At 54.6% G+C, this 26,883-nt stretch carries 22 protein-coding genes, 1 tRNA gene and 1 pseudogene; 4 read left to right on the plus strand and 20 right to left on the minus strand.

What is annotated here, in order from left to right:
* Window positions 1-131: 131 nt before the first annotated feature.
* Together rpoZ and OZX72_RS05705 are read right to left on the minus strand one after the other, a co-directional pair.
* Window positions 132-425: a DNA-directed RNA polymerase subunit omega gene (rpoZ, locus tag OZX72_RS05700; RefSeq protein ID WP_277141794.1), complete on the minus strand. Its 294-nt coding sequence runs from the start codon at window positions 423-425 to the stop codon at window positions 132-134.
* Between the two features lie 174 nt (window positions 426-599).
* Window positions 600-1,223: a hypothetical protein gene (locus OZX72_RS05705; protein WP_277157724.1), complete on the minus strand. Its 624-nt coding sequence runs from the start codon at window positions 1,221-1,223 to the stop codon at window positions 600-602.
* A 109-nt stretch (window positions 1,224-1,332) separates the two neighbouring features.
* Here OZX72_RS05705 and ilvD point away from each other — a divergent pair, with 109 nt between their 5' ends.
* Complete coding sequence (gene ilvD, locus OZX72_RS05710) at window positions 1,333-3,195, plus strand: dihydroxy-acid dehydratase (protein ID WP_277159380.1); 1,863 nt, start codon at window positions 1,333-1,335, stop codon at window positions 3,193-3,195.
* 120 nt (window positions 3,196-3,315) lie between these two features.
* Here the strand turns inward: ilvD and gmk are convergent, their stop codons facing one another.
* The gene (gene gmk / locus OZX72_RS05715) at window positions 3,316-3,960 is read right to left on the minus strand and encodes a guanylate kinase (protein ID WP_277157725.1); all 645 of its coding nucleotides are present in this window, start codon (window positions 3,958-3,960) and stop codon (window positions 3,316-3,318) included.
* A 165-nt stretch (window positions 3,961-4,125) separates the two neighbouring features.
* On the opposite strand from gmk, the gene OZX72_RS05720 reads away from it, so the two are divergent.
* Entirely contained in the window at window positions 4,126-4,422 is a 297-nt protein-coding gene (locus tag OZX72_RS05720; protein ID WP_277157726.1) for a hypothetical protein, read from the plus strand.
* 462 nt (window positions 4,423-4,884) lie between these two features.
* Here the strand turns inward: OZX72_RS05720 and OZX72_RS05725 are convergent, their stop codons facing one another.
* The 5 genes from OZX72_RS05725 to OZX72_RS05745 form a co-directional block, all read right to left on the minus strand.
* Window positions 4,885-5,649 (minus strand): hypothetical protein, encoded by a 765-nt coding sequence (locus OZX72_RS05725; protein ID WP_277157727.1) that lies wholly within the window; start codon window positions 5,647-5,649, stop codon window positions 4,885-4,887.
* 49 nt (window positions 5,650-5,698) lie between these two features.
* Window positions 5,699-6,733: a hypothetical protein gene (locus tag OZX72_RS05730; protein ID WP_277157728.1), complete on the minus strand. Its 1,035-nt coding sequence runs from the start codon at window positions 6,731-6,733 to the stop codon at window positions 5,699-5,701.
* A gap of 48 nt (window positions 6,734-6,781) precedes the next feature.
* On the minus strand, window positions 6,782-7,252 hold the full coding sequence (locus OZX72_RS05735; protein ID WP_277157729.1) for a hypothetical protein: 471 nt from the start codon (window positions 7,250-7,252) through the stop codon (window positions 6,782-6,784).
* Window positions 7,253-7,322: 70 nt separating this feature from the next.
* Window positions 7,323-7,724: a hypothetical protein gene (locus OZX72_RS05740; protein WP_277157730.1), complete on the minus strand. Its 402-nt coding sequence runs from the start codon at window positions 7,722-7,724 to the stop codon at window positions 7,323-7,325.
* A gap of 60 nt (window positions 7,725-7,784) precedes the next feature.
* Window positions 7,785-8,186, minus strand: a complete 402-nt coding sequence (locus OZX72_RS05745) for a hypothetical protein (RefSeq protein ID WP_277157731.1) — start codon at window positions 8,184-8,186, stop codon at window positions 7,785-7,787.
* Window positions 8,187-8,423: 237 nt separating this feature from the next.
* On the opposite strand from OZX72_RS05745, the gene OZX72_RS05750 reads away from it, so the two are divergent.
* Entirely contained in the window at window positions 8,424-8,702 is a 279-nt protein-coding gene (locus OZX72_RS05750) for a helix-turn-helix transcriptional regulator (protein ID WP_277157732.1), read from the plus strand.
* Between the two features lie 101 nt (window positions 8,703-8,803).
* On the opposite strand, the gene carB is transcribed toward OZX72_RS05750, so the two are convergent.
* The 8 genes and pseudogenes from carB to rpsL all read right to left on the minus strand — a co-directional run bounded on the left by carB (window position 8,804) and on the right by rpsL (window position 19,731).
* Window positions 8,804-12,175 (minus strand): carbamoyl-phosphate synthase large subunit, encoded by a 3,372-nt coding sequence (gene carB / locus OZX72_RS05755; protein WP_277157733.1) that lies wholly within the window; start codon window positions 12,173-12,175, stop codon window positions 8,804-8,806.
* The gene (gene carA / locus OZX72_RS05760) at window positions 12,175-13,476 is read right to left on the minus strand and encodes a glutamine-hydrolyzing carbamoyl-phosphate synthase small subunit (protein WP_277157734.1); all 1,302 of its coding nucleotides are present in this window, start codon (window positions 13,474-13,476) and stop codon (window positions 12,175-12,177) included. Before carA ends, carB begins: the two co-directional genes overlap by 1 nt.
* 545 nt (window positions 13,477-14,021) lie before the next feature.
* A pseudogene (nusB, locus tag OZX72_RS05765) lies at window positions 14,022-14,489 on the minus strand (transcription antitermination factor NusB); the annotation flags it as partial.
* Between the two features lie 100 nt (window positions 14,490-14,589).
* Complete coding sequence (efp, locus tag OZX72_RS05770) at window positions 14,590-15,156, minus strand: elongation factor P (RefSeq protein WP_277141802.1); 567 nt, start codon at window positions 15,154-15,156, stop codon at window positions 14,590-14,592.
* 193 nt (window positions 15,157-15,349) lie between these two features.
* Complete coding sequence (tuf, locus tag OZX72_RS05775; protein WP_277150714.1) at window positions 15,350-16,552, minus strand: elongation factor Tu; 1,203 nt, start codon at window positions 16,550-16,552, stop codon at window positions 15,350-15,352.
* Window positions 16,553-16,720: 168 nt separating this feature from the next.
* A complete protein-coding gene (fusA, locus tag OZX72_RS05780; protein WP_277157735.1) occupies window positions 16,721-18,850 on the minus strand; it encodes an elongation factor G in 2,130 nt (709 codons plus the stop codon).
* A gap of 33 nt (window positions 18,851-18,883) precedes the next feature.
* Entirely contained in the window at window positions 18,884-19,354 is a 471-nt protein-coding gene (gene rpsG / locus OZX72_RS05785; protein WP_277141807.1) for a 30S ribosomal protein S7, read from the minus strand.
* 5 nt (window positions 19,355-19,359) lie between these two features.
* Complete coding sequence (gene rpsL / locus OZX72_RS05790; RefSeq protein WP_277141808.1) at window positions 19,360-19,731, minus strand: 30S ribosomal protein S12; 372 nt, start codon at window positions 19,729-19,731, stop codon at window positions 19,360-19,362.
* A gap of 445 nt (window positions 19,732-20,176) precedes the next feature.
* On the opposite strand from rpsL, the gene OZX72_RS05795 reads away from it, so the two are divergent.
* Complete coding sequence (locus OZX72_RS05795) at window positions 20,177-21,538, plus strand: aldehyde dehydrogenase family protein (protein ID WP_277157736.1); 1,362 nt, start codon at window positions 20,177-20,179, stop codon at window positions 21,536-21,538.
* Between the two features lie 61 nt (window positions 21,539-21,599).
* Here the strand turns inward: OZX72_RS05795 and OZX72_RS05800 are convergent, their stop codons facing one another.
* From OZX72_RS05800 to OZX72_RS05815, 4 genes are all read right to left on the minus strand, one after another.
* Window positions 21,600-22,334 (minus strand): potassium channel family protein, encoded by a 735-nt coding sequence (locus OZX72_RS05800; RefSeq protein WP_277157737.1) that lies wholly within the window; start codon window positions 22,332-22,334, stop codon window positions 21,600-21,602.
* A 127-nt stretch (window positions 22,335-22,461) separates the two neighbouring features.
* The gene (locus tag OZX72_RS05805; RefSeq protein WP_277157738.1) at window positions 22,462-23,385 is read right to left on the minus strand and encodes a hypothetical protein; all 924 of its coding nucleotides are present in this window, start codon (window positions 23,383-23,385) and stop codon (window positions 22,462-22,464) included.
* A 161-nt stretch (window positions 23,386-23,546) separates the two neighbouring features.
* Window positions 23,547-23,622 (minus strand) — tRNA-His (locus OZX72_RS05810).
* A 138-nt stretch (window positions 23,623-23,760) separates the two neighbouring features.
* Window positions 23,761-26,784: a multicopper oxidase domain-containing protein gene (locus OZX72_RS05815; protein WP_277157739.1), complete on the minus strand. Its 3,024-nt coding sequence runs from the start codon at window positions 26,782-26,784 to the stop codon at window positions 23,761-23,763.
* Window positions 26,785-26,883 lie beyond the last annotated feature (99 nt).

Consider the following 26,883-nt stretch of genomic DNA (forward strand, 5'->3'; position numbering starts at 1 on the left):
CGTGTATACATACGGAACGCAACACTACCCTTACGTCCCTATTTCAACGCGCAGTTTGACACCCGGAGCATAGAAAACAAAAAGCCCGACTCCATAAACGGAATCGGGCTAAAGAAAACGCTTGAAACGGACTAGTCGAGGCTGCCTTCGCTCAGGTCGTCCTCGCCGAGGGTCTCTTCCAACAGGCCTTCGTTGATCTCGCGGAAGGCGATGGAAAGCGGCTTCTCGTTGTTCTGGTATTCCACCAGCGGGCCGACGTTCTGCAGAAGGCCTTCATTGAGCTGAGTGAAATAGGAATTGATCTGACGGGCGCGCTTCGCGGCGAAAATCGACAGCGAATACTTGTTGTGCTCGGAATGCTCCATCAACTGGTCGATCGTCGGATCGGCAAGACCGCTCGGTGTAGGCTCGGTGCCAAATGCCATATTGTTTGCTCCCTAAAGAAGAATAAAGCTACTCAAAAGATTTATTATACTCAATACCTTTGATATTTTGCTGTTTCTATTGAAAAGAGAAATGCAAATACATCAGTTGCCAAATGAATCTTTCTATCAAAATCATAAATATGGACTCCCGAAGGCAACGCACATGTGCAAACTTTATCGTTTATCCCACTTGCGCAAATCCTTCAACGGCTTGTATCCAGGCATATCCGGCCAAAACAACGTCTCGTCGTCATGGATGACATACGGCACCTTGGTTTTCCCTTCCGGACCCGCCATCGACGGGGTGATGAAGGTCAACACATGGGGATCACTCCAACCACTGACTTCGCAATCAGTATTTTCCCATCCCGAACCGGTCAGACAACTGGCTTTATTTGCCAAAACCATGGTGCTGGTGTCAACGCCCAGCGTGACACGGCCATTCTCATGCTGTATATAGTGAATTTTCACGTTGATTTTCACATGGTCCATGTTCGGCATGCCCTCAGAATGAAGATAGATGTCTTCGCAATCCGCCGCGACGTCCCGCTCCTTTTGCGAATAATTCGACAATACTGTCTGATTGTTTTCCAATGTCGCTTCAAGCAGGGCTACATAGGAATCCAACGATTTTCTTACATCGGGTTCAACGGATATCGTGCGTTCATCTTCCTTGATTTCATGCTGCCTCCACATGTCTTTCACAGTGACGGCGGCAACCACTACCAGACACAGCGCCAATATAGCAGCCAGGACAATCCATACCACACGCACAAACTTTTTATACGGGCTTTTCATGCCAACCGCCTATCAATCGCACAACACAGTGAAATCGTGTAAAAATCATTCATTCGTTTCATCATTTGGTCGCTATTCGGCAAATATGAGACAGATGAACTTATATGGAATCATGCAAATGCGCTCACATAATATCATGACCGGCCGCATGTTCGCCGGTGCCCGAGCACTCTATCGCGCCGCAGGCGTGGCCGGAGACGACTTGGGCAAGAAACCCATCGTCGCCATCGCCAACTCGTTCTCCGAGTTCGTGCCTGGTCATGTCCACCTCAACAAGGTCGGACGCCTCGTCTCGAAAGCCGTCGAAGAAGCCGGTGGCATCCCCCGAGAGTTCAACACCATCGCTGTCGATGACGGCATCGCCATGGGCCACACCGGCATGCTCTACTCGCTTCCGAGCCGCGACCTGATCGCCGACGCCGTGGAATACTCCGTCAACGCGCACTGCGCCGACGCCCTGATCTGCATCTCCAACTGCGACAAGATCACCCCCGGCATGCTGATGGCCGCCCTGCGCCTCAACATCCCCACTATCTTCGTCTCCGGCGGCCCGATGGAGGCCGGCGAGACCACGTTGTCCAACGGCAAGACCGACACCACTGACCTGATCGATGTAATGTACGCCTCCGCAGATGACAACGTTTCCGACGAAGACCTGCTGGCCTACGAGAAGACCGTCTGCCCCACCTGCGGCTCCTGCGCCGGCATGTTCACCGCCAACTCGATGAACTGCCTGACCGAAGCGCTCGGCCTGGCCCTGCCTGGCAATGGCACCACGCTGGCCTCGCACGGCTATCGCAAGCAGCTCTTCATCGACGCCGGTCACAAGATCGTCGACCTTGCACACCGCTATTACGACGATGATGACGAGAGCGTGCTGCCGCGCGCCATCGCCACCAAGAAAGCCTTCGAAAACGCCATGACCATGGACGTGGCCATGGGCGGTTCCACCAACACCGTGCTGCACATTCTCGCCGCCGCCCAGAGCGCCGACGTCGACTTCACGCTTGACGACATCGAACGCATCAGCCACACCGTGCCCTGCATCTGCAAGGCCAGTCCCTCGGGCGACTGGGAAATCTCCGACGTGCACCGCGCCGGTGGCATCTGCGGCATTTTGGGCGAGCTCGACCGCGCAGGCAAGCTCCACAAGGACGTACATTCGGTGGATTATCCCGACCTTGAATCCAAGCTTGACGATTGGGACATCATGCGTCCGACCTGCCTCGACAAGGCGAAGGAACTCTATCGTGCGGCTCCAGGCCACATCAAGTCCCCCGAACCGTTCGTCCAGGAGACGCTGTCCGATACGCTGGACACCGATCGTGTCAACGGCGCCATCCACGACATCGACCATCCGGCCGTGAAGGAAGGCGGCCTCGCGATTCTGCGTGGCAACCTCGCCCCCGACGGCTGCGTCGTGAAGACCGCAGGCGTGCCTGAAAACATCTGGAAGTTCCGCGGACCGGCCCACATCGTCGAGTCTCAGGAGCAGGCCGTTGAAGTCATCTTGGGCGACAAGCTCAAGAAGGGCGAGGCTCTGGTCATTCGCTACGAGGGGCCGAAAGGCGGACCGGGCATGCAGGAAATGCTCTACCCCACTTCGTTCGTCAAGGGCAAGGGCATCGGCAAGGATGTCGCGCTGATTACCGACGGCCGCTATTCCGGCGGTTCGTCAGGCCTCGCCATCGGCCATGTCGCCCCTGAGGCGGCTAACAAGGGCCCGATCGCGCTCATCAAGGATGGCGACATGATCGACATCGACATCCCCAACCGCAAGATCGATGTGGAGCTCACCCCCGAGCAGTTCGAGGAGCGCCGCAAAGAGCTCGAGGCCGGTGACGGCTACGTCGCCCACCGCGACCGCAAGGTTTCGCTGGCCCTCAAGGCCTACGCCGCCTTTGCTCGCTCCGCCGATAAGGGTGCGACGAGGGATCCGGAACTTATCAACAAGCTCAGCGGCTTGGCGTGATGTGCTAACTGTTTAGCAATCTATAGAAAAAGGCTGATTCATTAAGTTGAATCAGCCTTTTTATTGTTCGACGAACTGAAATCAAAGTGTCGTCAATAAGTTTGCATGCCGGTTATTCAGTCACTCTTTGATGCCATATTCCTTGGCGATGACGTCCCAGAGCTCGTCGGCGGCACGGTCGACGGTGTCGTTGACGATTTTGACATCGAATTCCGGCTCGGCGGCGAGCTCGACTTTTGCTGTTTCAAGGCGCTTTTTGCGCTGCTCCTCGTTCTCCGTACCGCGGCCAATCAGGCGCTTGACCAGCTCGTCATAGCTCGGCGGTGCGATGAACACCGAAACAATTTCAAGGTTGAGTTCAGCGGCACGTTGCTTCACACGACGGGCACCTTGCAAGTCGATTTCAAGAATGGTGGGAATGTTCTTGGCCAGATGGTCGAGCACCGGCTGCAGCGGCGTGCCATAATGGGCCATGCCATGCACGACGGCGGTCTCCAGGAACCAGTTTTGCTTCTCGCGTGCGACGAACTCGTCCTCGCTCATGAACCAGTAGTTCTTCCCGTTAACTTCCCCCGGCCTCGGATCACGAGTAGTAGCAGAAACGGAAACCCAGACCTCCGGGTGCTTAGCTAGAAGATTCGCTTCAACGGTCCCCTTACCGACGGCCGTAGGTCCTGTCAATACAATCAAGCGTCCTTTATGCTGTTGTACTCCCTTTTTGGATGTTGTTAATCCGGCATTTTTCGCTTCTGCTGATTCAGACATCATCAATCCCTCTCGTTATGACTACCAGTGTAACGAGAACAGCGAATCGACACCACCACGAACCATTTCGTCCATAATCACTATCCGTAATACAACCAACATTCCACTGATAGCTGGTATACTGTTATGACCAGTCTTTGAACCAAATCATGAGAGGATACTGACATGACTACCGCAACAGTTTCCGCCAAAATAGACAAGCAAACCGAGGAACTGGCTGATTCATATATCCGTAAAGCCGGTCTCACTGCTGATAAATTAATTAATCAGTTATGGTCAAGTATCGCCAGCACCGGTGTAGTGCCGAAATTCGGTAAAGTCAGAGATGCCCATCAACACGACAACCGCAGAAAAGCATTCGAAAAAGCCCAAAATATTGTATCGACAGTTCCCAAAGGAACCAAACTTGCGTCAATGAGTTACGACGACATACACAAAGAGCCGGAAAGCCGAAATGTCTAAACCTCTGATTGATACCAATGTTTTCTTGATCAGTAGCTTCTGAAAGACAGGAACGTAGCGACTCTAATTCCGACATTACTCAAAATGTCGCAGTTTCCCGAACTTCAAATATAAAAAGTATGACAAAACAAGAATACTTACAAAACTTATAGACATCATTGATGAGAATACCACTATTCCAAAGTACCCTTTATAAAACGAATCGCTAATAATACGATAACCGGTGCCACAGAACCTTGTCACTTGTTTTGTCAGATCAGCTTGTTTCTGACCGTAGCACCGGTATCCTATTCCCTGGCTATATAATCCCCAGTATCATCCTCAAAAGAGCTAAAAAGTCCGAAGCCCTAATCGGTTTTTTCTTGGGATATAGCACCATTGAATTGTCAATCTGAATTTCGACCGACAATTCTCTTTCCTCACTCATATCCACACTTCAAGTATCGATTTCGTGGAGCAAAGCTAGTTTTCTACCGTAACTCCAGGAGTGTTCATATCATCGTATTGAGGAATTGGAGGTATTGGGTCACCAGTAGAAATCATTCTGGTAAAGTTCAAAGTGCCTCCAGCGCCAACTCCCGTAAATGTTTTATCATAAATCTCAGCAGAAGCTGTAGTAAGAGAACTCGTGGAATCACCTTGTAACTTTATCGATAAATCTTCCGTAGAAGCACTTACTGGATCATAGTACTTCGTCTTTAGTGTCTCAGAGTCAACAGTGTTGCCCGTCATACTGGGATGAACGCTCAGCGTATAGTCAGCTGGCGTTGGTTCTTGATAGGAACGACCATTTTGTTTTTGTACATCTGCATTCAACTCCTTTATCTTCGCAACGAGCTGATCTTCTGAAACCCCTTTGAAATCACCATATGTATAACCGCGGAAGCTGCTACCTACCATGCCACCACCCATTGAATAAGTCGTGACCTTCCCTTGATCGAAAATCAGCACATCATTTATAGTGCCGATACGCACTAAGCTATCGCCCAAAAACCAGATAGATTGTTTCCCAGCAAAAATTTTAGAAAACATCACTGGTTGAGGCTCGGCAGGTTTGTCTGTCTCTTTATTCTCATTAGTGCTCGACTGGGGTTCGGTTCTTTCTCCACTGGAACTCGTCGAAGAACTGTCAGTACTGGATGTCGCGTCACAAGCCGACAGACCTGCGAGCGCCAATGCCGCACACAACACTGCGGCTGCTGCTCTCATCAGTTTTGAACTTTTCATCTTCTTCTCCTTTTGGAAATCGTATTGAGCCGTTTAACAACTGGTTCTATTAACCTTGTTCGTTCTGCTGCGGTCTTTTTGGAAGAGACACAGACGATATCGATATATCATTCTGCATGTGAACGGACTCAGGCCCAGAAGCTTGGGATGTATTAGACACATGAGTGGGTTGAGCAGGTTTAAAAACGGCTTGTTTCGACTGCTGAGATGCTGAACGCTTCGTAGTGGTCTGTTTCTCGGGTGCAGACTTAACAGTATGTTCCTGGCGCGCAGACTTAGCACCGGTTTGTCCGTTATTCTCAGGTCCGGCAGTGGGCTCCGTCGCGGATGAGGATATCAGACATCCATATTGATCCTGTTTCAAGCCTTGGAACCAAAGATATGGCTTGCCCCACGGCACCGTTACTGCCACTGCCAAGTCCTTCCACATCTGCTTGGACTTCCCAGACTCATCTGATTTGACCATGGCTTTCATCCATCCCTGCGAAAGCACATATTCAACCGCAAACTGGCATAGTTTAAAAGGAAAGCTCCTTTCCAGACCCGTCTGATCATACTTTCCAAATTTTCGTCGATATTGAGAGAGCATGAAATTCTTGAGTTTTTCAGTACTCTTCATTTGGTCATACATGTATCCGACAGTGGCTGCCATCGTCCAACTCAATGTGACAAGAAGCAAAGCAACCGCGACAAAAAGCAACAAAAACAGAGATACCAACAACAGGTTCTTGGCACGCAGATCATCCAGATGTCTGTTAAGTGCCTGTGCACTGATACCGATATCGGAACCGTGTATAAGCGAAATAGGATTATCTTCGTAATTGTCGGGATCGAACACTGAACCTGCCGTATAGCCGTCATACGAACCGGCATTGCTGAAACCAGACACCAATATGCCGATCACCGAAATCACCAATGGTATCGCAAGCGTCCATCCATACTTGAGATAGAGCATCGGCCGAAGGATCGCGGTCCATTCGCCGCCCCAACTCGGGCGCACCTCCTTGGTGTGATAGACGACATAGCCGAACACGCATAACCCAGCCAGCGCAATCACCATCAACAGAATCGCTATTGTTTGCATTGTTTTCTCTTTTCTCTTTATGACTCGGATTTCTGGAGTCTGAGTGCGTTATCCGACGATATAGAAAATCGGCCGCCAGCCGCCGGTGAACGCACCGCTGAAAACCCACAGCCCATAAGCGAGAAGCGCCAAACCGACAAGGATTCCCGTGGTATCTCCATCGCTGTAAACAAGTAAGGCGATACCTAATGCCGAGGCAATCACACCGTAAATGACATAAAGAATGATGGCTCCGACCGAATGGTGCTTTTTCTTTGTCGCCCTAGTCTCCGACACCTTACTTTTCTTTGCTTCTGTTACCTTTTCACCTTGCTCCTGCTGACGAGCCTGGTATGGCTTAGCTTCAGAGATGTTCTTGGAAACCTTATCGATGCCATTCAAGTCTTTGTCGTTCACAGCCTTTTGTTCCACGGCAACCGACTCGACAGGCAATTCAGGTTCTGTTTTTGGAGGTAACGGCACTGCCACGTCATTGCTTTCACTGCTACCTGGCAAAGGTGGATTCGTGATATTGACCATGGTTATTTTCCTTTAACTGTATCCATCAATGGTTGTTAAAATTCATATCGAATAAATCCACCACTATGAATCATTTGATGCGTTCCAGATTCATGCTGGTAGCACGGTTGGAGAGCACTATGTGATCGTTGTCCTTGACGGTTACTTTGAGAAAAGTACCGCCGCCGGAACGACCATCGACTTCCAAATCGTAGGTGCCATCCGCATTTTTAGTGAGCGTATAGGCATCTTTGGGACTGTAAACATTGCAATTGTCTTCGGTGAACGTGACGGTCGTGGAATGCGTCGAACTCCAGTTGTCTGGACCGTTGTTCTTCCACGTTCCGATGATGCTGAAAGCCCCGCAGCCACTGAGCATTGTCAAAACACAAGCAATGACCGCCAGTGCCACCATAAACTTGGGCGCACCGAGATGATTATTCTGTCGAACTCTGTCAGTCGATGCCACGGTTGACACGTTGTAATTGGACAACTTCACTCCTCTTTTCTATGTTTTTCAATAACAAAATGACAAAATCACTTCATTGCATCCTCATCCGACTCGTTCGAAATTCAAAGTGATATTGCCCTTGGTCAGTGTGATATGGTCGTTGTCCTTGACCTGCACATCGAACTCGCCGCCGCCACCAAGCAGACCGTTAACAATCAATTTGTAGGAACCGTCGGATTCTTTTTTCAACGCATACTTGTCACTCGGACTCCAGAGATTGCATTTCCCGTTCGACCCGAATTGGATAAGCTTTCCCTGTTCATACGCCTGACCATAGGTGCCCGGCCCCTCGTTCTCCCATGAACCCACAATGCTGAACGGCTTTCCACAGCCGCCCAAAAGCGTGACCACACATACAAGCACCGTCAACAGCGCCAGAATCTTACTGTTATGCGTACCAATCTTTGCGTTACAATCGGTATTTCCACTGATAGTTCCAGACATCTTAACCTTTCTTCAAACACCAATAAATTCTTTACCGCTTTGTAAAACTCACGCAAAGCATCATCGTTCCACGCCTAAAATCCGACTTGGAGGTACCACACTGCACGTTCTGGCTCTTCCGAAACCTTCTCTATGGTCTTTTGCATGAGAATCCATCCGGATTTGCTTTTAGCATAGTATCACAAATGCCATATAAAGGAGGCCATATATAGTAAAAAGCTTCATAGTTTGTGTTTTATGTCGAAAAATACTCCTTTAGGATCATGGAACAACTACGTCAAGGAACTTGGACTCAATTTACAACGCTTACGACTGGAACGAAACCTCACACAAGAACGAGTCGCGTATGATGCAGGGCTCTCCCGCTACACATATCAGAAATTCGAAAAGGGCGAATCCATGCCCGGAACGCCCGCCAATCCCAGCCTCCACAACATCATGGCCATCGCTCAGGTTCTCGGGGTCTCCCTAGAGGAACTATTGCCCTCACCTTGGCCGGATCTTCGGGCCAAATAAAAATCGTTCCACAAAGGCTGAGATGACTTTCGTGGAACGATCAATGCGTATATATGTCTGACTATTAACAGACTTTATCGCGAGGCTTCATTACGGCGGCCCTATTCCATTTCGGAAGCGAAAAGCTGCTTGGCATGTTCCTGGATGCTCATCACCTGATAGTCGTTGGCTTTGACCGCCTCGATGGCGAGCAGGACCGCAGAAAACTCGGTGATGGTCGTGAACTGCGGAACGTCGGCAATCACAGCCGAGGCACGGATGGCGTAGCCGTCGGAACGGGAGCCGCGCGTGCTCGGGGTGTTCAAGACCATGTTGATCTCACCATCCTCGATCATCTCGACCGGATTCTTGCCGATGACGTCGTCGCCGTAGCGCTCGCGAAGCTGGCGCTTCTCATCCTCGGTGGCGTTGAGCTTGCTGACCACCTTGGAATCGATGCCGTAGCGGCGCAGCACAGAAGCCGTGCCATCGGTGGCGCACAAGGTGAAGCCGAGTTCATGCAGACGCGTGGCGATCAACGGCAGCTGTCGTTTGTCAGTGTCGGAAACCGAAAGGAATACGTTGCCGTGCGTCGGCAGACCACCTTCGTAGGCGGCGAGCTGGGACTTGGCGAACGCGTGCGGGAAGTCGCGGTCGAAGCCCATGACCTCGCCGGTCGAGTGCATTTCCGGGCCGAGCAGCGTGTCAACGGACTTGCCGGCCTCGGTGCGGAAGCGCTTGAACGGCAGAACGGATTCCTTGACAGCGACCTGCTGGCCCGGGCGAATGGTACCGCCGTCGCCCTTGGGCAGCAGCAAGCCACGCTTGCGCTGGTCGGCGATGGTCTCCCCGACCATGATGCGGGCCGCGGCCTTGGCCAGCGCCACGCCGGTCGCCTTGGAGGCGAAGGGAATGGTGCGAGAGGCGCGCGGATTGGCCTCGATGACGTAGAGCGTGTTGGACATGTAGGCGAATTGGACATTCATCACGCCACGCACGCCGCAGCCCTCAGCTATCGCAAGCGTCGCTTTGCGCAGGCGCTGGATCTGGTCATCAGAAAGCGTGGAGGGTGGCAGGGTGCAGGCCGCGTCGCCGGAATGGACACCAGCCTCTTCGACGTGCTCCATAATGCCACCGATGTAAAGTTCCTTGCCGTCGTAAAGCGCATCGACGTCTATTTCGATGGCATCCTGAAGGAACTTGTCGATCAGCAGCGGCGAAGGCAGACGGCCGGAAACCACCGTGTCAGCCTTGGCCTGGTCAAGGGCGCGATCGACGTATTTCTCGAGCTGGGCATCGTCATAGACGATTTCCATGCCACGACCGCCAAGCACGTAGCTCGGGCGCACCAGCACCGGATAACCGATGGAATGGGCGGCTTCCAAGGCCTCATCGATATTAAGCGCAGTGCCATAACGCGGGGCATTGAGCTTTTCACGGCGCAACACTTCACCGAAGAGCTCACGGTTTTCGGCCAAATCGATGGACTCAGGCGAAGTGCCAAGAATCGGAACGCCGGCGGCCTTCAAACGTGCAGCCAGTGAAAGCGGGGTCTGACCGCCGAGCTGAACGATGACGCCCTTGATGGGGCCAAGCTTCTTTTCGGCCTCGTAAATCTCCATGACGTCTTCGAACGTGAGCGGCTCGAAGTAGAGCCTGTCGGACATGTCGTAATCCGTAGAGACAGTTTCGGGGTTGCAATTGACCATGATCGTGTCATAGTCCTTGCCAAGCTCCTGAACCGCGTGTACGCAGGTGTAGTCGAATTCGATACCCTGACCGATACGATTGGGACCGGAGCCCAGGATGATGACAGCCTCGCGCTTACGTGGCTTGAGCTCGGATTCGTCGGCGTAGCAGGAATAGTAATATGGCGTGACCGCATCGAATTCCGCTGCACAGGTGTCGACGGTCTTATAGACAGGGCGCAGACCGTAGTTGTGGCGCAACTCGCGGATGGTGTTCTCTCCTTCGTCGCCCAAGTGACGCAAGTGGGCGATCTGCAGGTCGGAAAGTCCGGCCAGCTTGGCCTTCTTCAGGAGCTTCGGAGAAAGGATTTCCGTAAAGCGCACTTCCATCGCGGTCTGGTTGATGAGCGCGAACTGCTTCAGGAACCACGGGTCGATCTTGGTGGCATCGTAAAGCTGTTCGAGCGTTGCTCCACCCCAAAGCGCACGCTGCACCTGTAGATAGCGGTTTTCGGTTGGTGTACGCATGTCTTCGAGCAGCTGGTCAACCTCAGCTCGGTCGGGCTTGGTGCCGTCCCAGCTGAAGCCCATATGCCGCTTGTCGATGGAACGCATGGCCTTGCCCAGCGACTCCTGGAAGTTGCCGCCGAGAGCCATCGCTTCCCCGACCGACTTCATCGAAGTGGTCAACGTCGGGTCGGCGCCCGGGAACTTCTCGAAGGTGAAACGCGGCACCTTGGTGACCACGTAGTCGATGGTCGGTTCGAAGCATGCCGGTGTGGACTGGGTGATGTCGTTGCGAATCTCGTCCAGGCTGTAGCCGAGCGCAAGTTTCGTGGCAATCTTGGCAATCGGGAAACCGGTGGCCTTCGAGGCCAGGGCCGAGGAACGGGAGACGCGCGGGTTCATTTCGATGACGATGATGCGGCCGTTCTTCGGGTTGACGGCGAACTGGATATTGCAGCCGCCGGTGTCGACGCCGACGCCACGGATGATGGCGATGCCGATGTCGCGCATGCGCTGGTACTCGCGGTCGGTCAGGGTGAAGGTCGGGGCCACGGTGATGGAATCGCCGGTGTGCACGCCTACCGGGTCGACGTTCTCGATCGGGCAGACGACCACGACGTTGTCGTTGCGGTCGCGCATGAGCTCGAGCTCGTATTCCTTCCAGCCTTCGATGCCCTCTTCGATCAGGACCTCGTTGGTCGGTGAATAGTGGATGCCTGCGCCGGCGATACGGTGCAGCTCCTCCTCGTTATGCGCGATGCCGGAGCCGAGGCCGCCCATAGTGAAGCTGGGGCGGACGACGACCGGGAAGCCAAGCTTGGCGACGATGGCATCGACTTCCTCAAGGGTATGGGCCACGTCGCTTCGTGCGGACTCGCCACCAACAGATTCCACGACCTGCTTGAACTGTTCGCGGTCTTCGCCGCGGTCGATGGCTTCGAGCGAGGCACCAATGAGTTCGACGTGGTATTTATCAAGGACGCCGGCCTTGCCCAACGCTTCGGCGGCATTCAGCGCAGTCTGACCACCGAGCGTCGGCAGTAGAGCGTCCGGACGCTCTTTAGCGATGATGCGTTCAAGAATCGGCACATCAATCGGCTCGATGTAAGTGGCATCGGCCATTTCAGGATCGGTCATGATGGTGGCCGGGTTGGAATTGACGAGTATGACGCGAATGCCTTCCTCACGCAGCACGCGGCAGGCCTGGGTACCGGAATAGTCGAATTCCGCGGCCTGGCCGATGACGATGGGGCCGGAGCCAATGACCATGACGGATTTGATGTCCTGACGTTTCGGCATTACTTGTTCTCCTTGTCAGCGGCGGTTTGGCCGATTTCGGTATTATTCGATTGTGATAATGTTGTCGGCGTCGCTAGTACGGAGGAGACCGGCTCCCCCGCCTTGTGTGCGCGCATCAGCGAGACGAAGCGGTCGAAAAGATAGGCGGCATCGTGCGGACCAGCTGCGGCTTCGGGGTGATATTGCACCGAAAAGGCCGGAATATCAACGCATTGCAAGCCTTCGACCACATCGTCGTTCAGGTCGATATGAGAGACGAACACCTTGCCGAATTTGCCGTTACTATATGGCGATTCCACAATCTTGCCGATTGGGGCATCGACCGCGAACCCGTGGTTATGGGCGGTAATCTCGACCTTGCCGGTGGTCATGTCCTTGACCGGCTGGTTGACGCCGTGATGGCCGAACTTGAGCTTATACGTATCGAAACCGAGCGCACGTCCGAACAGCTGGTTGCCGAAGCAGATGCCGAAGAAGGGGTATCCAGCATCGAGGACTTGGCGCAGCAGATCGACTTCAGGAGCGGCCTCTTCCGGGTCGCCCGGGCCGTTGGAGAAGAAGACTCCGTCGGGATTCAAGGCTTTGATTTCATCGAATGTAACAGTGGATGGTAAGACGTGCACACGGCAGCCACGTTCAGCCAAACGATGAGGTGTCATGCCCTTGATGCCGAGATCGACAGCAGCAACCGTAAACAACGGCTCCATGCCTTCGAAATCTCCGCAAGGTTCGACGGTATAGGTTTCTTTGGTGCTCACGTGGTCGTAAAGTCTCGCGCCCTGCATCTTCGGGGAAGAACGAACCTCTGCAAGCAGCGAATCCACAGATCGCAACGCCCCGGTGGTCTTATCCATCAAATCGACGCCCGAGAATATGCCGGCCCTCATCACGCCCGCGCTGCGAAGGTGACGAACCAGCTTTCGGGTGTCGATATTGCTGATGCCGACAATGCCGTCTTTGGCAAGATCGTCGTCAAGACTGTCGTTCGCACGCCAATTGCTGACATTTGGACTGGGTTGGCGGACGACGTAACCAGCCACCCAAACACGTTTGGATTCGGTATCTTCGTCATTGACACCCGTGTCACCGATATGAGGGAAGGTCTGCACGACAATCTGCTGGTCGTAGCTGGGGTCGGTTATGGTCTCCTGATAGCCGGTCATCGCTGTGGCGAACACGATTTCGCCGAATGTCGATCCAAACGCTCCGTAGGGTTCACCCACGTAAAGCTGGCCATCTTCCAATAACAACACGGCATCGCTTACCGAATACCGTGTTGTTGAAGCTGATTGCTGACTCACCACGAGTCCCCCTTGCTCCGGGCCCGTGCGCGGACTCGGAAATAACTGGACCGGAAAACAAATTCGCGGCCCGGCCACCGTACCGCGGTCAGAACTAATTACACAATTATTGAATTATTGTCGCCATCGGGTGGCAACGGTTGTCCCTCACCAATCGAAACTGGCTGGATCGGCACCTTGCTGGGTGATGACGAATCTGTTGCATCATCACCCAAAACTTTGGGAACCGTGGAATCATCAGTCGCGACGTCATCAATCTTTCCGGACGAATCAATATCGCTCTCGATATCAGTATCAACGTCGCTATCGTCGGCGTTCGACGCTTCACCTGAACTTCCATCCTGTTCAGCCGAGTTGACAGAATCACCGAGACTATCCGTTTGCTCCGACACCTTCGAATCCGCATTCTCTTTATCGCCAGATGCGGCATTGTCCGTGTCCGGTTCCGCTTCGGATGTAGTTTCAAACGGGACACCATCACCTTGCCCGGAAATACCACGGGATTCGAGGAACCCAGGAGCGGTGGGTGAATTGAACCGACGTTCCGCAGCCTCACGTTCGGCCTTTTCCTTGGCTTCGGCCTCGTGCGCTGCCTTGATATCGGCAAGAACAGTGTCCTTGTCATCGCAGAGCGCACTCAGCAGGCCATGGATAAATGCCGGCGAATCATCGTCAGAAAGGGTTTTCGCCAATCCTAACGCTTCATCGATGGCTACCCGATCGGGCACCTCGTCGTTGAACAAGATTTCCCAAGCGGCAATTCGCAGAACATTCCTGTCGACCACGGCCATGCGCCGCAGAGGCCATTTGGTGGAGTGATCCTCGAGCGCCCGGTCAATGCCGGCCTGCTCATCAGCCACACCACGGACGATTTGAATGGCGTAATCCGGCAATGGGGTTTGGGCTCCCGGCTCGGCAATGCGTTCGGCGAGCAATGATGGAATATCCTGCCCCTTCTCATCCGCTTCGTAGAGCGTATTCAGCGCCCGTTTGCGAGCTGTCGAACGTGCCATTTAGCCAGTAGCCTCCCAGTGATAGTTTTCGCGAATTACCGCAAGCAAATATGGTATTCCGACTTGGGTGACGTCGTCGCGCCAAGCCGGAAAAGGAAAATCAGTTGTTTTCGCGTCCGAGGTAGGAACCGTCGCGGGTATCGACCTTGACCATTTCGCCTTCGCCCACGAAAAGCGGGACCTGAATCTCGGCACCGGTTTCGACGGTGGCGGGCTTGGTACCGGCGTTGGAGCGATTGCCCTGCACGCCCGGCTCAGTTTCAGTGACCTTAAGCACGACGGAAGCCGGCAGCTCCACGCTCAGCGGGGTGCCATCATGGAAGCTGACGATGCAATCTGTGCCTTCGAGCAGGAACTTGGCCTGATCGCCGACGAGTTCCTTAGGAATGCTGACCTGATCGTAGGTGGTCATGTCCATGAAGACGAAGGTGTCGCCTTCCTCATAGGAATACTGCAGCGTACGGTTGTCGACGGTTTCGAACTCCATTTTCATGCCAGCATTGAACGTCCTGTCGACGATCTTGCCCGAAAGCACGTTCTTGATGGTGGTGCGCACGAAAGCCGGTCCCTTGCCGGGCTTGACGTGCTGGAATTTCGTGACGGTCCAAAGCTGTCCGTCGAGGTTCAATACCGACCCGTTTTTGATGTCATTGCTAGTTTGTGCCACGTCTCGTCACCTTAGTCATTTACTTTTCAAACGATTTGCATTCCATAAAATGCCTCAGCAATTATGCCACGGCGTCTGTACAGCTTACAAGCAGTATGTTTCCACAGCTGATTACTTACAAATACAGTTGTGCCCCGCACCTTTGCGATGCGGGGCACAACTTGGTAAGTAATCTACAACTTACGCTCTAGAACTACTCGATCACCTTGGTGACACGGCCTGAGCCGACGGTGTGGCCGCCTTCACGAACTGCGAAGGTCAGGCCCTCCTCCATGGCGACGGGCTGGATCAGCTCGACGGAGAAGGTGGCGTGATCGCCGGGCTGGACCATCTCGACGCCTTCCGGCAGCGTGATGACGCCGGTGACGTCGGTGGTGCGGAAGTAGAACTGCGGACGATAGTTGGAGAAGAACGGCGAATGACGGCCGCCCTCATCCTTCGTCAAGACATAGACTTCGCCCTCGAACTTGTGGTGCGGGGTCACGGTACCGGGCTTGGCCACAACCTGGCCGCGCTCGACGTCGTCACGGTTGATGCCGCGGAGCAGCAGACCAGTGTTGTCGCCAGCCTCGGCCTCGTCCATCTGCTTGTGGAAGGTCTCGATGGAGGTGACGGTGGTGGTCTGGGTCGGACGAAGGCCGACAATCTCTGCCGGAGCGTTGACCGGGATGCGGCCACGCTCGACACGACCGGTTACCACGGTGCCACGGCCGGAGATGGTGAAGACATCCTCGATAGGCATCAGGAACGGCTTATCAAGGTCGTGGACAGGGGTCGGGATGTAATCGTCGACGGCGTCCATGAGTTCCTTGATGGTCTGGACCCACTTGTCGTGATCCGGAGCGTCATCGTGCAGGGCGCCATAGGCGGAGGTGCGGATGACCGGGCAGTCACGATCGAAGCCGTTTTCTTCGAGGAGGTCGCGGACCTCTTCCTCAACGAGCTCGATGAGCTCTTCGTCATCGACCATATCGCACTTGTTGAGCGCAACGAGAATCTTCGGCACGCCTACCTGGCGGGCGAGCAGAACGTGCTCGCGAGTCTGAGCCATCGGGCCATCAGTGGCGGCGACGACGAGAATCGCGCCATCCATCTGAGCAGCGCCGGTGATCATGTTCTTCACGAAATCGGCGTGGCCGGGGCAATCCACGTGAGCATAGTGGCGCTTGGCCGTCTGATACTCGATGTGGGCGATATTGATGGTGATACCACGCTGCTTCTCTTCAGGAGCAGCGTCAATCTGATCGAAGTCATACTCCGGGTTGAGGTCGGGGTACTCTTCGTGCAGCACCTTCGAGATGGCCGCGGTCAGGGTCGTCTTACCGTGATCAACGTGGCCAATGGTGCCAATGTTAACGTGCGGCTTGGTCCGCTCGTACTTTTCCTTTTCTGCCATTACTTTGTCCTCCTGGACGTTTCGTAGTTATTCTCGAGCTTTTCGGCCTCGAGATACTCGCTACAGTTTACTGGGTTTCTGGGTTACCTGCCACAAAGTGCCCGAACCCAGTCAGCGCTAAAAAATTTTAGCGCCGACTGGAGACAGACACGCTTTGGGCGAAGTATTTTATTCGCCGCGCTGGGCCTTGATGATCTCCTCGGAGACCGCCTTCGGCACCTCTGCATACGAATCCATTTGCATGGTGAACATCGCGCGGCCCTGCGTCTTGGAACGCAAGTCACCGATGTAGCCGAACATCTCGCTCAAGGGGACCTTTGCCTCGATGACCTTGACGCCAGTGGCGTCCTTCATCTCATTGATGTTGCCACGACGGGAGTTGATGTCGCCCATGACGTCGCCCATGTACTCCTCAGGGGTACGCACCTCGACGGCCATAATCGGCTCGAGAATGACGGGCTTGGCCTTCGGGGCCGCGGTCTTGAACGCCATGGAACCGGCGATCTTGAATGCGAGCTCGGAAGAATCGACATCGTGGATCTGACCATCGGTGACGGTCGCCTTGACACCGACCACCGGGAATCCGGCGAGTACGCCGGCTTCCATGGCTTCCTGCACACCAGCATCGATCGAAGGAATGAATTCCTTGGTGATGTGGCCGCCGGTGACCTCGTTGACGAACTCGTAGTCCTTGCCCTCGGCAGGGTCAATCGGCTCGAAGTTCATCAAGACCTTTGCGAACTGGCCGGAACCACCCGTCTGCTTCTTGTGGGTGTATTCCTGATTCATGACGGCCTTGCGGATGGTCTCGCGGTAGGCGACCTGCGGGTTGCCCACGTTGCACTCCACCTTGAACTCACGGCGCATACGGTCGACGATGATGTCGAGCTGCAGCTCGCCCATGCCGGAAATCAGCGTCTGGCCGCTTTCCTCATCGGTCTTGACCTGGAAGGTCGGATCCTCGTCGGCTAGCTTGGCCAGAGCCAGGCTCATCTTCTCCTGATCGGCCTTGGTCTTCGGCTCCACGGCGACCTCAATCACCGGGTCCGGGAAGGTCATGGACTCGAGGGAAATCGGGGCATTGTCAGCGCACAGGGTGTCACCGGTGGAAACGTTCTTCAGACCAACGAGCGTGTAGATGTTGCCGGCTTCGGCAGCGTCAACAGGATTCTCCTTATCGGCATGCATCTGGAAGATCTTGCCGACGCGTTCCTTCTTGTCCTTCGTGGAATCGAGCACGGTGTCGCCCGGCTTGATGGAGCCGGAATAGACGCGCACGAACACGAGCTTGCCATAGAAGGGGTGGGTCGAAATCTTGAAGACCAGCGCGGCGAACGGATCGTCCATCGTGGGCTTACGGTCGATCTCCTGGGACTCGTCGCCGGGCTTGAAGCCGACGATGGCGGGAACGTCTTCAGGGCTCGGCAGGTAATCGACCACTGCGTCGAGCAGCGGCTGAATGCCCTTGTCCTTGAAAGCGGAACCGCAGAGAACCGGGTAGGCCTTGCGCTCGATGGTGAGCTTGCGGATGCCTGCGCGAATCTCTTCGTCGCTCATCTCGCCGGACTCGAGGTACTTCTCCATCAGATCATCGTCGGACTCGGCCACCTGGTCGAGAAGCTCCGAACGATACTGCTCGGCCTTGTCCTTGAGGTCATCAGGGATGTCGACGGTGTCGTAGTGGGCACCGAGATCGGTGGTGACGTCGTTCCAGACGTAAGCCTTCATACGAATCAAATCGACCATGCCGATGAAGTCGTTCTCAGCGCCGATCGGCAGCTGAACGACCAGCGGGGTGGCTCCGAGCTTCTTCTTGATGGTGTCGACGGAATAGTAGAAGTCAGCGCCGAGCTTGTCCATCTTATTGATGAAGCAGATGCGCGGCACGCCGTACTTATCGGCCTGACGCCACACGGTCTCGCTCTGGGGCTCTACGCCTTCCTTGCCATCGAAGACGGCAACGGCGCCATCGAGCACGCGGAGCGAACGCTCCACCTCGGCCGTGAAGTCCACGTGGCCGGGGGTGTCGATGATGTTGATCTGGAACTTCTTGTCGGGGTCATGGGTCTGACGGTTCCAGAAGCAGGTGGTCGCAGCAGACTGAATGGTGATGCCACGTTCCTTTTCCTGGGCCATGAAGTCCATGGTCGAGGCGCCTTCATGCGTCTCGCCGATCTTGTAGTTCTTACCGGTGTAGTACAGAATACGTTCTGTACACGTTGTCTTACCGGCATCAATGTGAGCCATGATGCCGATGTTGCGGACCTCGTTGAGGTCACTGAGCACATCAAGTGCCATAAATCTATCCTTACCCTAACTCGTCTGCGAAGATTACCAGCGATAGTGGGCGAAGGCCTTGTTGGCCTCTGCCATCTTGTGCGTGTCCTCGCGGCGCTTCACGGAAGCACCGAGGCCGTTGGAGGCATCGAGAATCTCGTTGGCGAGACGCTCGGCCATGGTCTTCTCACGACGCTTGCGGGAGAAATCGGTGAGCCAGCGAAGGCTCAGGGCGTTGGCACGGTTGGGCTTGACCTCGACCGGGACCTGGTAGGTCGCGCCGCCGACACGGCGGGAACGGACCTCGAGGGACGGACGGATGTTGTCGAGCGCGCGCTTGAGGACGGCGACGGGTTCCTGATCGGTCTTCTCCTTGACCATATCAAGTGCGGAGTAGACGATGTCCTCGGCGATCGACTTCTTGCCGTCGAGCAGGATCTTGTTGATGAGCTGAGCGACCACGGTCGAGCCGTAGATCGGATCAGGGAGCAGCTGATGCTTCTTGGATGGTCCTTTACGTGACATATCTCTTACTTCGCCTTCTTTGCGCCGTACAGGGAGCGTCCCTGCTTGCGGTCCTTGACACCCTGGGTATCGAGCGCACCGCGCACGATGTGGTAACGCACACCAGGAAGATCCTTCACACGGCCACCGCGGACGAGCACGATGGAGTGCTCCTGCAGGTTGTGGCCCTCGCCCGGAATGTAGGCGGTAACTTCGATGCCGGAGCTCAGGCGCACACGGGCGACCTTACGCAACGCGGAATTCGGCTTCTTCGGTGTAGTGGTATACACACGGGTGCACACGCCGCGACGCAGCGGGCTGCCCTTCAAGGCCAAAGTCTTGGATTTCTTTGACTTTGCCTTACGTCCTTTGCGGACAAGTTGTTCTATAGTAGGCAACTTCAGTTCTCCGATTCGTTAATCATTATTTCTTGCGGAGCCGCCTCGCTGCAGCCCCAGTCGACGAATCGAAATGAGACAGCCACAGTCCACCGGCCCGATGGCCCATCGCTCTCCTGCCGCCGCATTGCTGCGCGCAATCTAGCAAGTTCCGGGATATCCCAGTGCCCACGCCTGTTACATAAGGCATGCCACTGGCACACACAATTAGAAACTATAACATAGCACTTCGGACATTTTTATTTACTTTGATAAAAACGGAATCCGTTACCTTATTCGTATCCGTGCCTCTACCCGCTCTAACAAGCTTGATGATTCATCTATGGAAAACATTGCCGAGATGCATACGAAACTCATTATCGGACAGCAGACGGCAATCTAGGATAAAGAATACGAAGTAGGATGCAACATAACAAGAATTTTCCTGCATGATAGGTCAAGCAAAATGACAGATACCTGCGAAGAGACAGTAACACGATTACACCGTTCGTTCGAAGCCGGAGTCTCGAGACCTCTTGCTTGGCGACGCGAACAACTCGGGCGGATGAAACGAATGGTTACAGCGCATCGCAAGGACATCGAACACGCTGTTTATCTTGATCTGGGCAAACCTGCCGCCGAAACCGCGCTGATGGAAATCAAGCTGGTTTTAGATGAAATCAAGTTCGTCGAACCACGTATCGAACGTTGGAGCAGACGACACCACACGGCTATGCCGCTCTTGATGCAACCGGCGAGCAGCTGGACGATAGCCGAACCCAAAGGTGTGGTTCTGGTAATTTCACCCTGGAACTACCCGCTGATGCTGAGCCTTGAACCGATGGCCGATGCCATCGCGGCCGGCAATTGCGTCTGCCTCAAGCCTTCCGAGCTCTCCCCCAATACCAGCGAACTAATGGAACGGTTAATCTACAAATATCTCGACCCACGGGCATTTGCCGTTGTGCAGGGAGCAGTGCCCGAAACCACTGAACTGCTGAAACAACCATTCGACCATATTTTCTATACCGGTAACGGCAAGGTCGGCTCGATTGTAATGGAAGCTGCGGCGAAACAGCTCACGCCGGTCACGCTCGAACTTGGCGGCAAATCCCCCGTGTTCGTGGACGCGAGCGCCAATCTCGATGTCGCCGCCGGACGTATCGCTTGGGGACGCTTTACCAACGCCGGTCAGACCTGCGTCGCGCCCGATTATGTACTGACCACTCCGGAACTTGTCGAACCGTTGGCAGAGAAAATTGCAGCGTTCGCACAGAAATTCTTCGGCGACAATCCTGCAAAATCAGCCAGTTACGGACGAATCGTCAATACCAAGCAATTCGATAGACTTGCCAGATTGCTGCCAGCCGACGGAAAAGCTTTCAGCGGTGGAGAAACGAACCGTGAGCTCCTTTATATCGCTCCGACAATTCTCACCGACGTCCGGCCCGACGATCCGGTGATGCAAGAGGAAATCTTTGGCCCGATTCTGCCGATTCTCGCCGTTCACAATGCCCACGAAGCCGTAACATTTATCAACAAACGCCCGAAACCCTTGGCGTTGTATGTCTTCACGCGTTCCAAATCAACTCGTCTGCTTTTCGAACGCCATACCAGTTCCGGCGCGCTGGGCTTCAACCTACCACTCGGCCACCTGCTTTCCAGCCGCCTTCCCTTCGGCGGCATCGGTGCCTCCGGCATGGGCTCCTATCACGGCAAGTCCGGCTTCCTCGAGTTCAGCCACGTCAAAACCGTGACAAGCAAGCCCATGTTCCCAGACACCTTGAGGTTGGCTTATCCCCCATATAGATTGGGAAACAGCCACTAATTCAAGAACAGACACCACCGCTGAATCGTAATCAGCAGCAATCGTAAGACGCTTCTTCTTATTATGAGATGTCCTTTGTAATAGAAGACTGGGTATCTTCCTCCAGCATCCGTTCAATATGCTCGAGACGGCTAGATAGCTCATCAATCTGCTTACGGGTTATCTCCGTATTCTTTTCCTCATCTACACTCACCTCATCGACAATCCACGAACCAAATGTTCCTGTGACGACGCCAATGATGCCGATACCGGCGACCATGAGAAAGAACGCTATCAATCTTCCGGTCGTAGTGACGGGAGCGTAGTCGCCATATCCTACGGTGGTGATGGTCACGAAAGTCCACCACAAAGCATCTGGCCACGTTGTAATGGTGGCTCCCGGGGCGTGACGTTCCGCATCGAGGACAGCTAGAGACCCGACGATTATCAGAAGAACCGCACACGCAACCACATACATGATGATTTTGCCCCGAAGCGCCATGCCACTGGTCTTGTGCAAAGCATTGAGCGCACTAAGAACACGCAGCGCCCGCAATGGCCTGATAATCGGCAAAACGACAACAGCCAAGTCAAACAGATGCGACTTGAAGAAGTCCCATTTACCGTCCGCTAATATAAGTGAAATTACATAGTCAATGGCAAAAAGCAACCAGAGTACATCCATGGTCCATTCCGAAGCAGAGTTCCAGATTCCTGTCGGTTCTGCAAGAATCTGCCATGCGTAAATCACAAGAAAGACAACCGAAAGAATCGTCAATGGCCACTCCGTGACCGATTCCCATTTTTGCAATCTCATAACGGTAATTCTCTTCACACTACAAGACGTATTACATATAGGTTATAGTGAATTGCTTTATCTCCACTTCGCATGACATAGAACAACGAACCTTATACGTCATTGACAATATCCAGTCAGCATCATTTCAGAAGAGCATGGGCTGTTCGGCGACCGATTCGTGGTTAAGGACCTTTTCGATGGCAACGTAACGCGCGGTGAGCCTGTTATGTTCGTCGAACGCCTTTTCGACCCGCATGACAACCCTGTATATATCGTTGGCACGCAGCACCTCTTTGCCATCAAGCACTTTCTTCTTGAAAGCCTCGTCCTCAAGCGCAACGAATTGCGTTTTGATACCGTCGGTAACACGCCATTTGCCATTGGGACGGAAAGAGGGGTCAAGCGCCTGCACAACCATTTCCGCAGAGGATTCAGTGGTGTCCTCCTCTTTTGTGCTGTAGTGAGCAAAACCATCGGCTTCTTCGGAGTCCACATTCTCTGAACCGTGTTCGTTGCGCAACTCGACGGAATCGATACCATCCGTAAGCGCCGGAGCAGTAGCATCCTTGACAGCTTGCGTGAAGCGTTCGTCGGAGACAAGCGCAAGGGATGTCTTAGTGGCCTTGATCTTGGTTCCGTCTGTAAGTTCTACATCGATTTCGCTGAACGCGTCGGCCCCAGGTTTTTCCTCTACTTTCTTAGGCTTACCATGCTTGATAATGCTTTTGAAAAGGCGTACGGCTTTCATGGCAATGTCAGAGAGCCCATCGACGGCGAGAATTGCAGTCACTGTAGTGCCGGTGAGAACAGCCGGACCTTCCTGCATAATGTGGACAATGAGGTCGACTACGAACGAGCCTTCTTCCGTCGCCTTTGCATTGAGCTTCACACGTGCCTCAGGAGCCACCTGTTCTTGAACGGCATCGAACATCGCAGAGAACGCAAGAAGGGCAGGCGCGAGCTGCTTGACATCAATCTCGTGATTGTCCAATGCGGTTCCGTCATATTTAACATAAAATTTCTCTACCGCCTGGACATCATCGTTGGTATTCTGCTGCGCCTGTTCCATACAGACGATTGTAACGGCAAGCACGAACGAGGACTATATAAAACGATAGAACGGGCAAGAGAACGATTTCACGGTCGCGTATACCATCGTTACTAATCGTTACTGAAACCCGAAGGTTCAGAAACTGAAAATCCCCGGAACATTGATATTCCGGGGAGTGATGGGGTGGCCAACGCGGTTCGAACGCGCGACCTTCTGAACCACAATCAGATGCTCTACCTGCTGAGCTATGGCCACCATCGAAGTGTGAAACCGACCGACTCGATAAGCCGAATCAACATCCGCACAACAGATAAGAACTATACATGATTCTCTTGACCTTGGGCAACCGGCGCGTCGCAAATATCCCAAACGAAGAAAATCAACTCCGTTCCGTTATCTCACTTCTATGAATCCATGCTCGCCCTCTTCGGCCAGGCTCATCGTGTGGTTGACGAACGGATATTTGCCGGGCTTGTCGATGCGAGTCTCGACGAATCCGCCCTGTGCGGGCTCGAGCGGAAGTACTTGGGCACCCGCGTTTGGCGACTGGCCACTCACATTGCTTACGTTCCCCGGCGCGACGAGGTAGCGACCCTCGCTCCAAACGGTGTCGAACTGCGTGCCGACGATATGGAACGAAAGCTGCATATTCGGCCCGGCGTCAAGCACCCAGATACGCACCCGTCCGCCCACGCGCAACGGCAGTGCGTGCGAATCATACTGGAACGCCCGACCATTGAAGGTCATGATATCCGGCTTTATGGCGGCGACTTTGGCAGGATCGGCCACCGATCCGTTGGCCCCGAGATAGATTTCAGAGCCAACCAGCACGTATTCGGCGTCCACAGCCGGCAGATCATCCGGTTCGATGAGCACCGCGCCGTACATGCCGTTGGCGATATGGTTCGACATCGGGTCGCTGGAGCAATGGTAGAGCCATATTCCGGCGTGGTCGGCCGTGAAGGTGTAGTCAAGGCTCTTGCCCGGTTCGATGTTGCGCATCATCTCCTGCGGCACGGCGGATCCAGCGTGGAAATCAATGGAATGGCTCATGCTGCCGTGGTTGACCAGATGGATGTGGAAGGTATCGCCGACACGCCCACGCAACACTGGACCAGGGCTCAACGGCTCGCTGGTCTTGTCTCGGGAATGGGACTCGTCGTCATAACCCCACACCGTGCGAGTGACGCCGTCCGCCAGTTTTTCCTTACGCTCTTTGATATCAAACGTATAGCGGCGCTCGTGGGCGCCCGGAACCCCGGCAAATTCATCGCGGGGAACAGCAGCATCGAACGGCGCTGCGGAACGTGCATAATCCTGCAGTTTCGCGGCGGAGGGAACGGCCACATCGCCTGATGCAGCGTCATTTGCTTTCGTGGAATTCAAGGTGTTACCGGAAGCCTGCAAATCCGACTTGCCGCCTATTGCATGGATCTTGAGCTCCATGCCCATCTGCCGATGGCCGGCGAGCGCGCACCATGCGACGTTGTCTTTGCCGATGACTCCGACATCCAGTGTGGCTTTCGCCCCCACCGCTACATTGCCGGTCTGCTTGCCGTTCACGAACGTGAGGTTGTGCCGCTGGTCGCCGGTGTTGGTGAACGCAACCACGAGCTTGTTGCCGGCCGGCAGCGATATGGAGGAGGGAACGAACGACATACCCCTGACGCCTATTTTGACGGTTGTGGTGCGGCCCGTGGCGGAAACGCCAGCGGACAAATCACCGCCGGAAGAGGCTGAGCCAGCGGAAGCCAGGTCGGCGGACCGGGAGGAAAACTGAGAAGCGGCGGAAAGTCCGCTGTTCCCACCGGCAACCGTACCAGAATTCAAACCGGACGGTTTCACCAGCGCATACACCGCGAAAAGTGCCAGGAACACCATGACCGCCACGCTCATGAACGCCACCGGCCTCAATGAGCGCGCAGAATTAGGAAGCCGTCTCGCTCCACTTGCGAATCCGCCTTCGACAGGCGGAATCTGACCGTTCTTCATCGTGTGCGAATCCGCAAGACGACGGCTTTTATGGGGTGACGAGGCCTGCGACGAACGACACCTGCGCTTCATCTCCAGTATCCGCCGGCCGAAGACGACGAGGCCCATATCCAGCACCATCATCGCCAGCACTCCGATGACACTGACCACATCCCCCACTTTCCAAAGGGTTTGCGCTCCCCTGACGGTTCCGGCCAGCCGCAACACCAAACCGACTTGGACGATAGCCCAAGAGACCCACAACACAGGATGGAATGGCATCGGCCGGCGCGTCACCGACGGGATGATGACATCAGCGTGAGCGATGACCATGGTCATGATGAAGCCGAGGGCGAGGGCGTGCAAACCCATATCCGTCCAATAACCACCAGCTTCAATCGGGGCGAACAACCAGACAAGCGCGGCGAGCAGACCCCAAGCATACGCGCTCAGCATGCAGGTGCCCATGAACCCCGTGAGCCCGGAATTACGCCAGGTTCCGAGAGCGACATCATGCTGGACCATATAGATTACCAAGGCGGCGAGCAACAGCCCGAGCAACGGGTAACCGACGGAAGGCACCACACATTGGACGACCAACGCCGGCACTGCGGAAAGACAGAGACCCAGCACCACGCTTTCGACGTGCGGCTTGGAGAACACGGCGCGGGCCAGCTCGACCCGCTCGCCGACGATGGTCAGCACCAGGAACATCAGCCACATCGGGGCCAGTATCGTCGCGTCGACATCACCCAGCCAGAGCGTCACGCCGACGAGTCCGACGCATGCTGCAATCAGCTGCATCAGCACTTCACCGGACGGCTGGCGATGATACAAAGCGGCGTAAATGCCGAACAGCACAGCCATCGAAACAATCCACAGCGCGCCCGTTACGGCATGACCAACGCTGGTCAAGTACGTGGAATGAATCGCCGAAGCGACCACGCCCGAAACCAACAGCATCAATGTGCCCAAGCCGCCACACAGAGGCGCAGCAAAGCACCAATGGGCGTGACCGTTGCCGCCGCCACGATAAGCGACCGCACGTTCGAGACTTATCGCGGTGCCAAGGAATCCGAAGACCATCAGCACGCCGTGGTTGTCGGGCATCACGACCGTCGGAAGCGAAGTGGTGACGTTGGCACGAACCAGGGCACCGGCAAGACCGAGCAGCGCCGCCAGGCCGGTAAGCAGAAGCAAGGCAATCCGGCCTTTGGGCAATGGCGCAAACCTCCTGGCCGAGCGCATCGATTGGTCATCATGCCGCCCGCAGGATGCATGCCGGGCTTTGGTAGAACTGACGCCATCGGCCTCATTCGGTCCATGGCCCCTTACCGATTGCGATGAGTTTTGAGAGGCACTGTCAGAATCCGCTTCATTGTCCTCGTCGATTATCCGTTGCCGACTATTTCCGGTTTTCCTTTTCGACACATCCTGCATTTTCATCACCAAACTATTCACTTACCTGCTGAATGTCGTAAAACAGATTGATGATATGCACAGTTTTGAGACTAGTCAATAGTTTTATGTCTCAAAAAACAATTT

This window comes from Bifidobacterium sp. ESL0769 (assembly GCF_029395495.1).
In the GTDB taxonomy this organism is placed as follows: Bacteria; Actinomycetota; Actinomycetes; order Actinomycetales; family Bifidobacteriaceae; genus Bifidobacterium.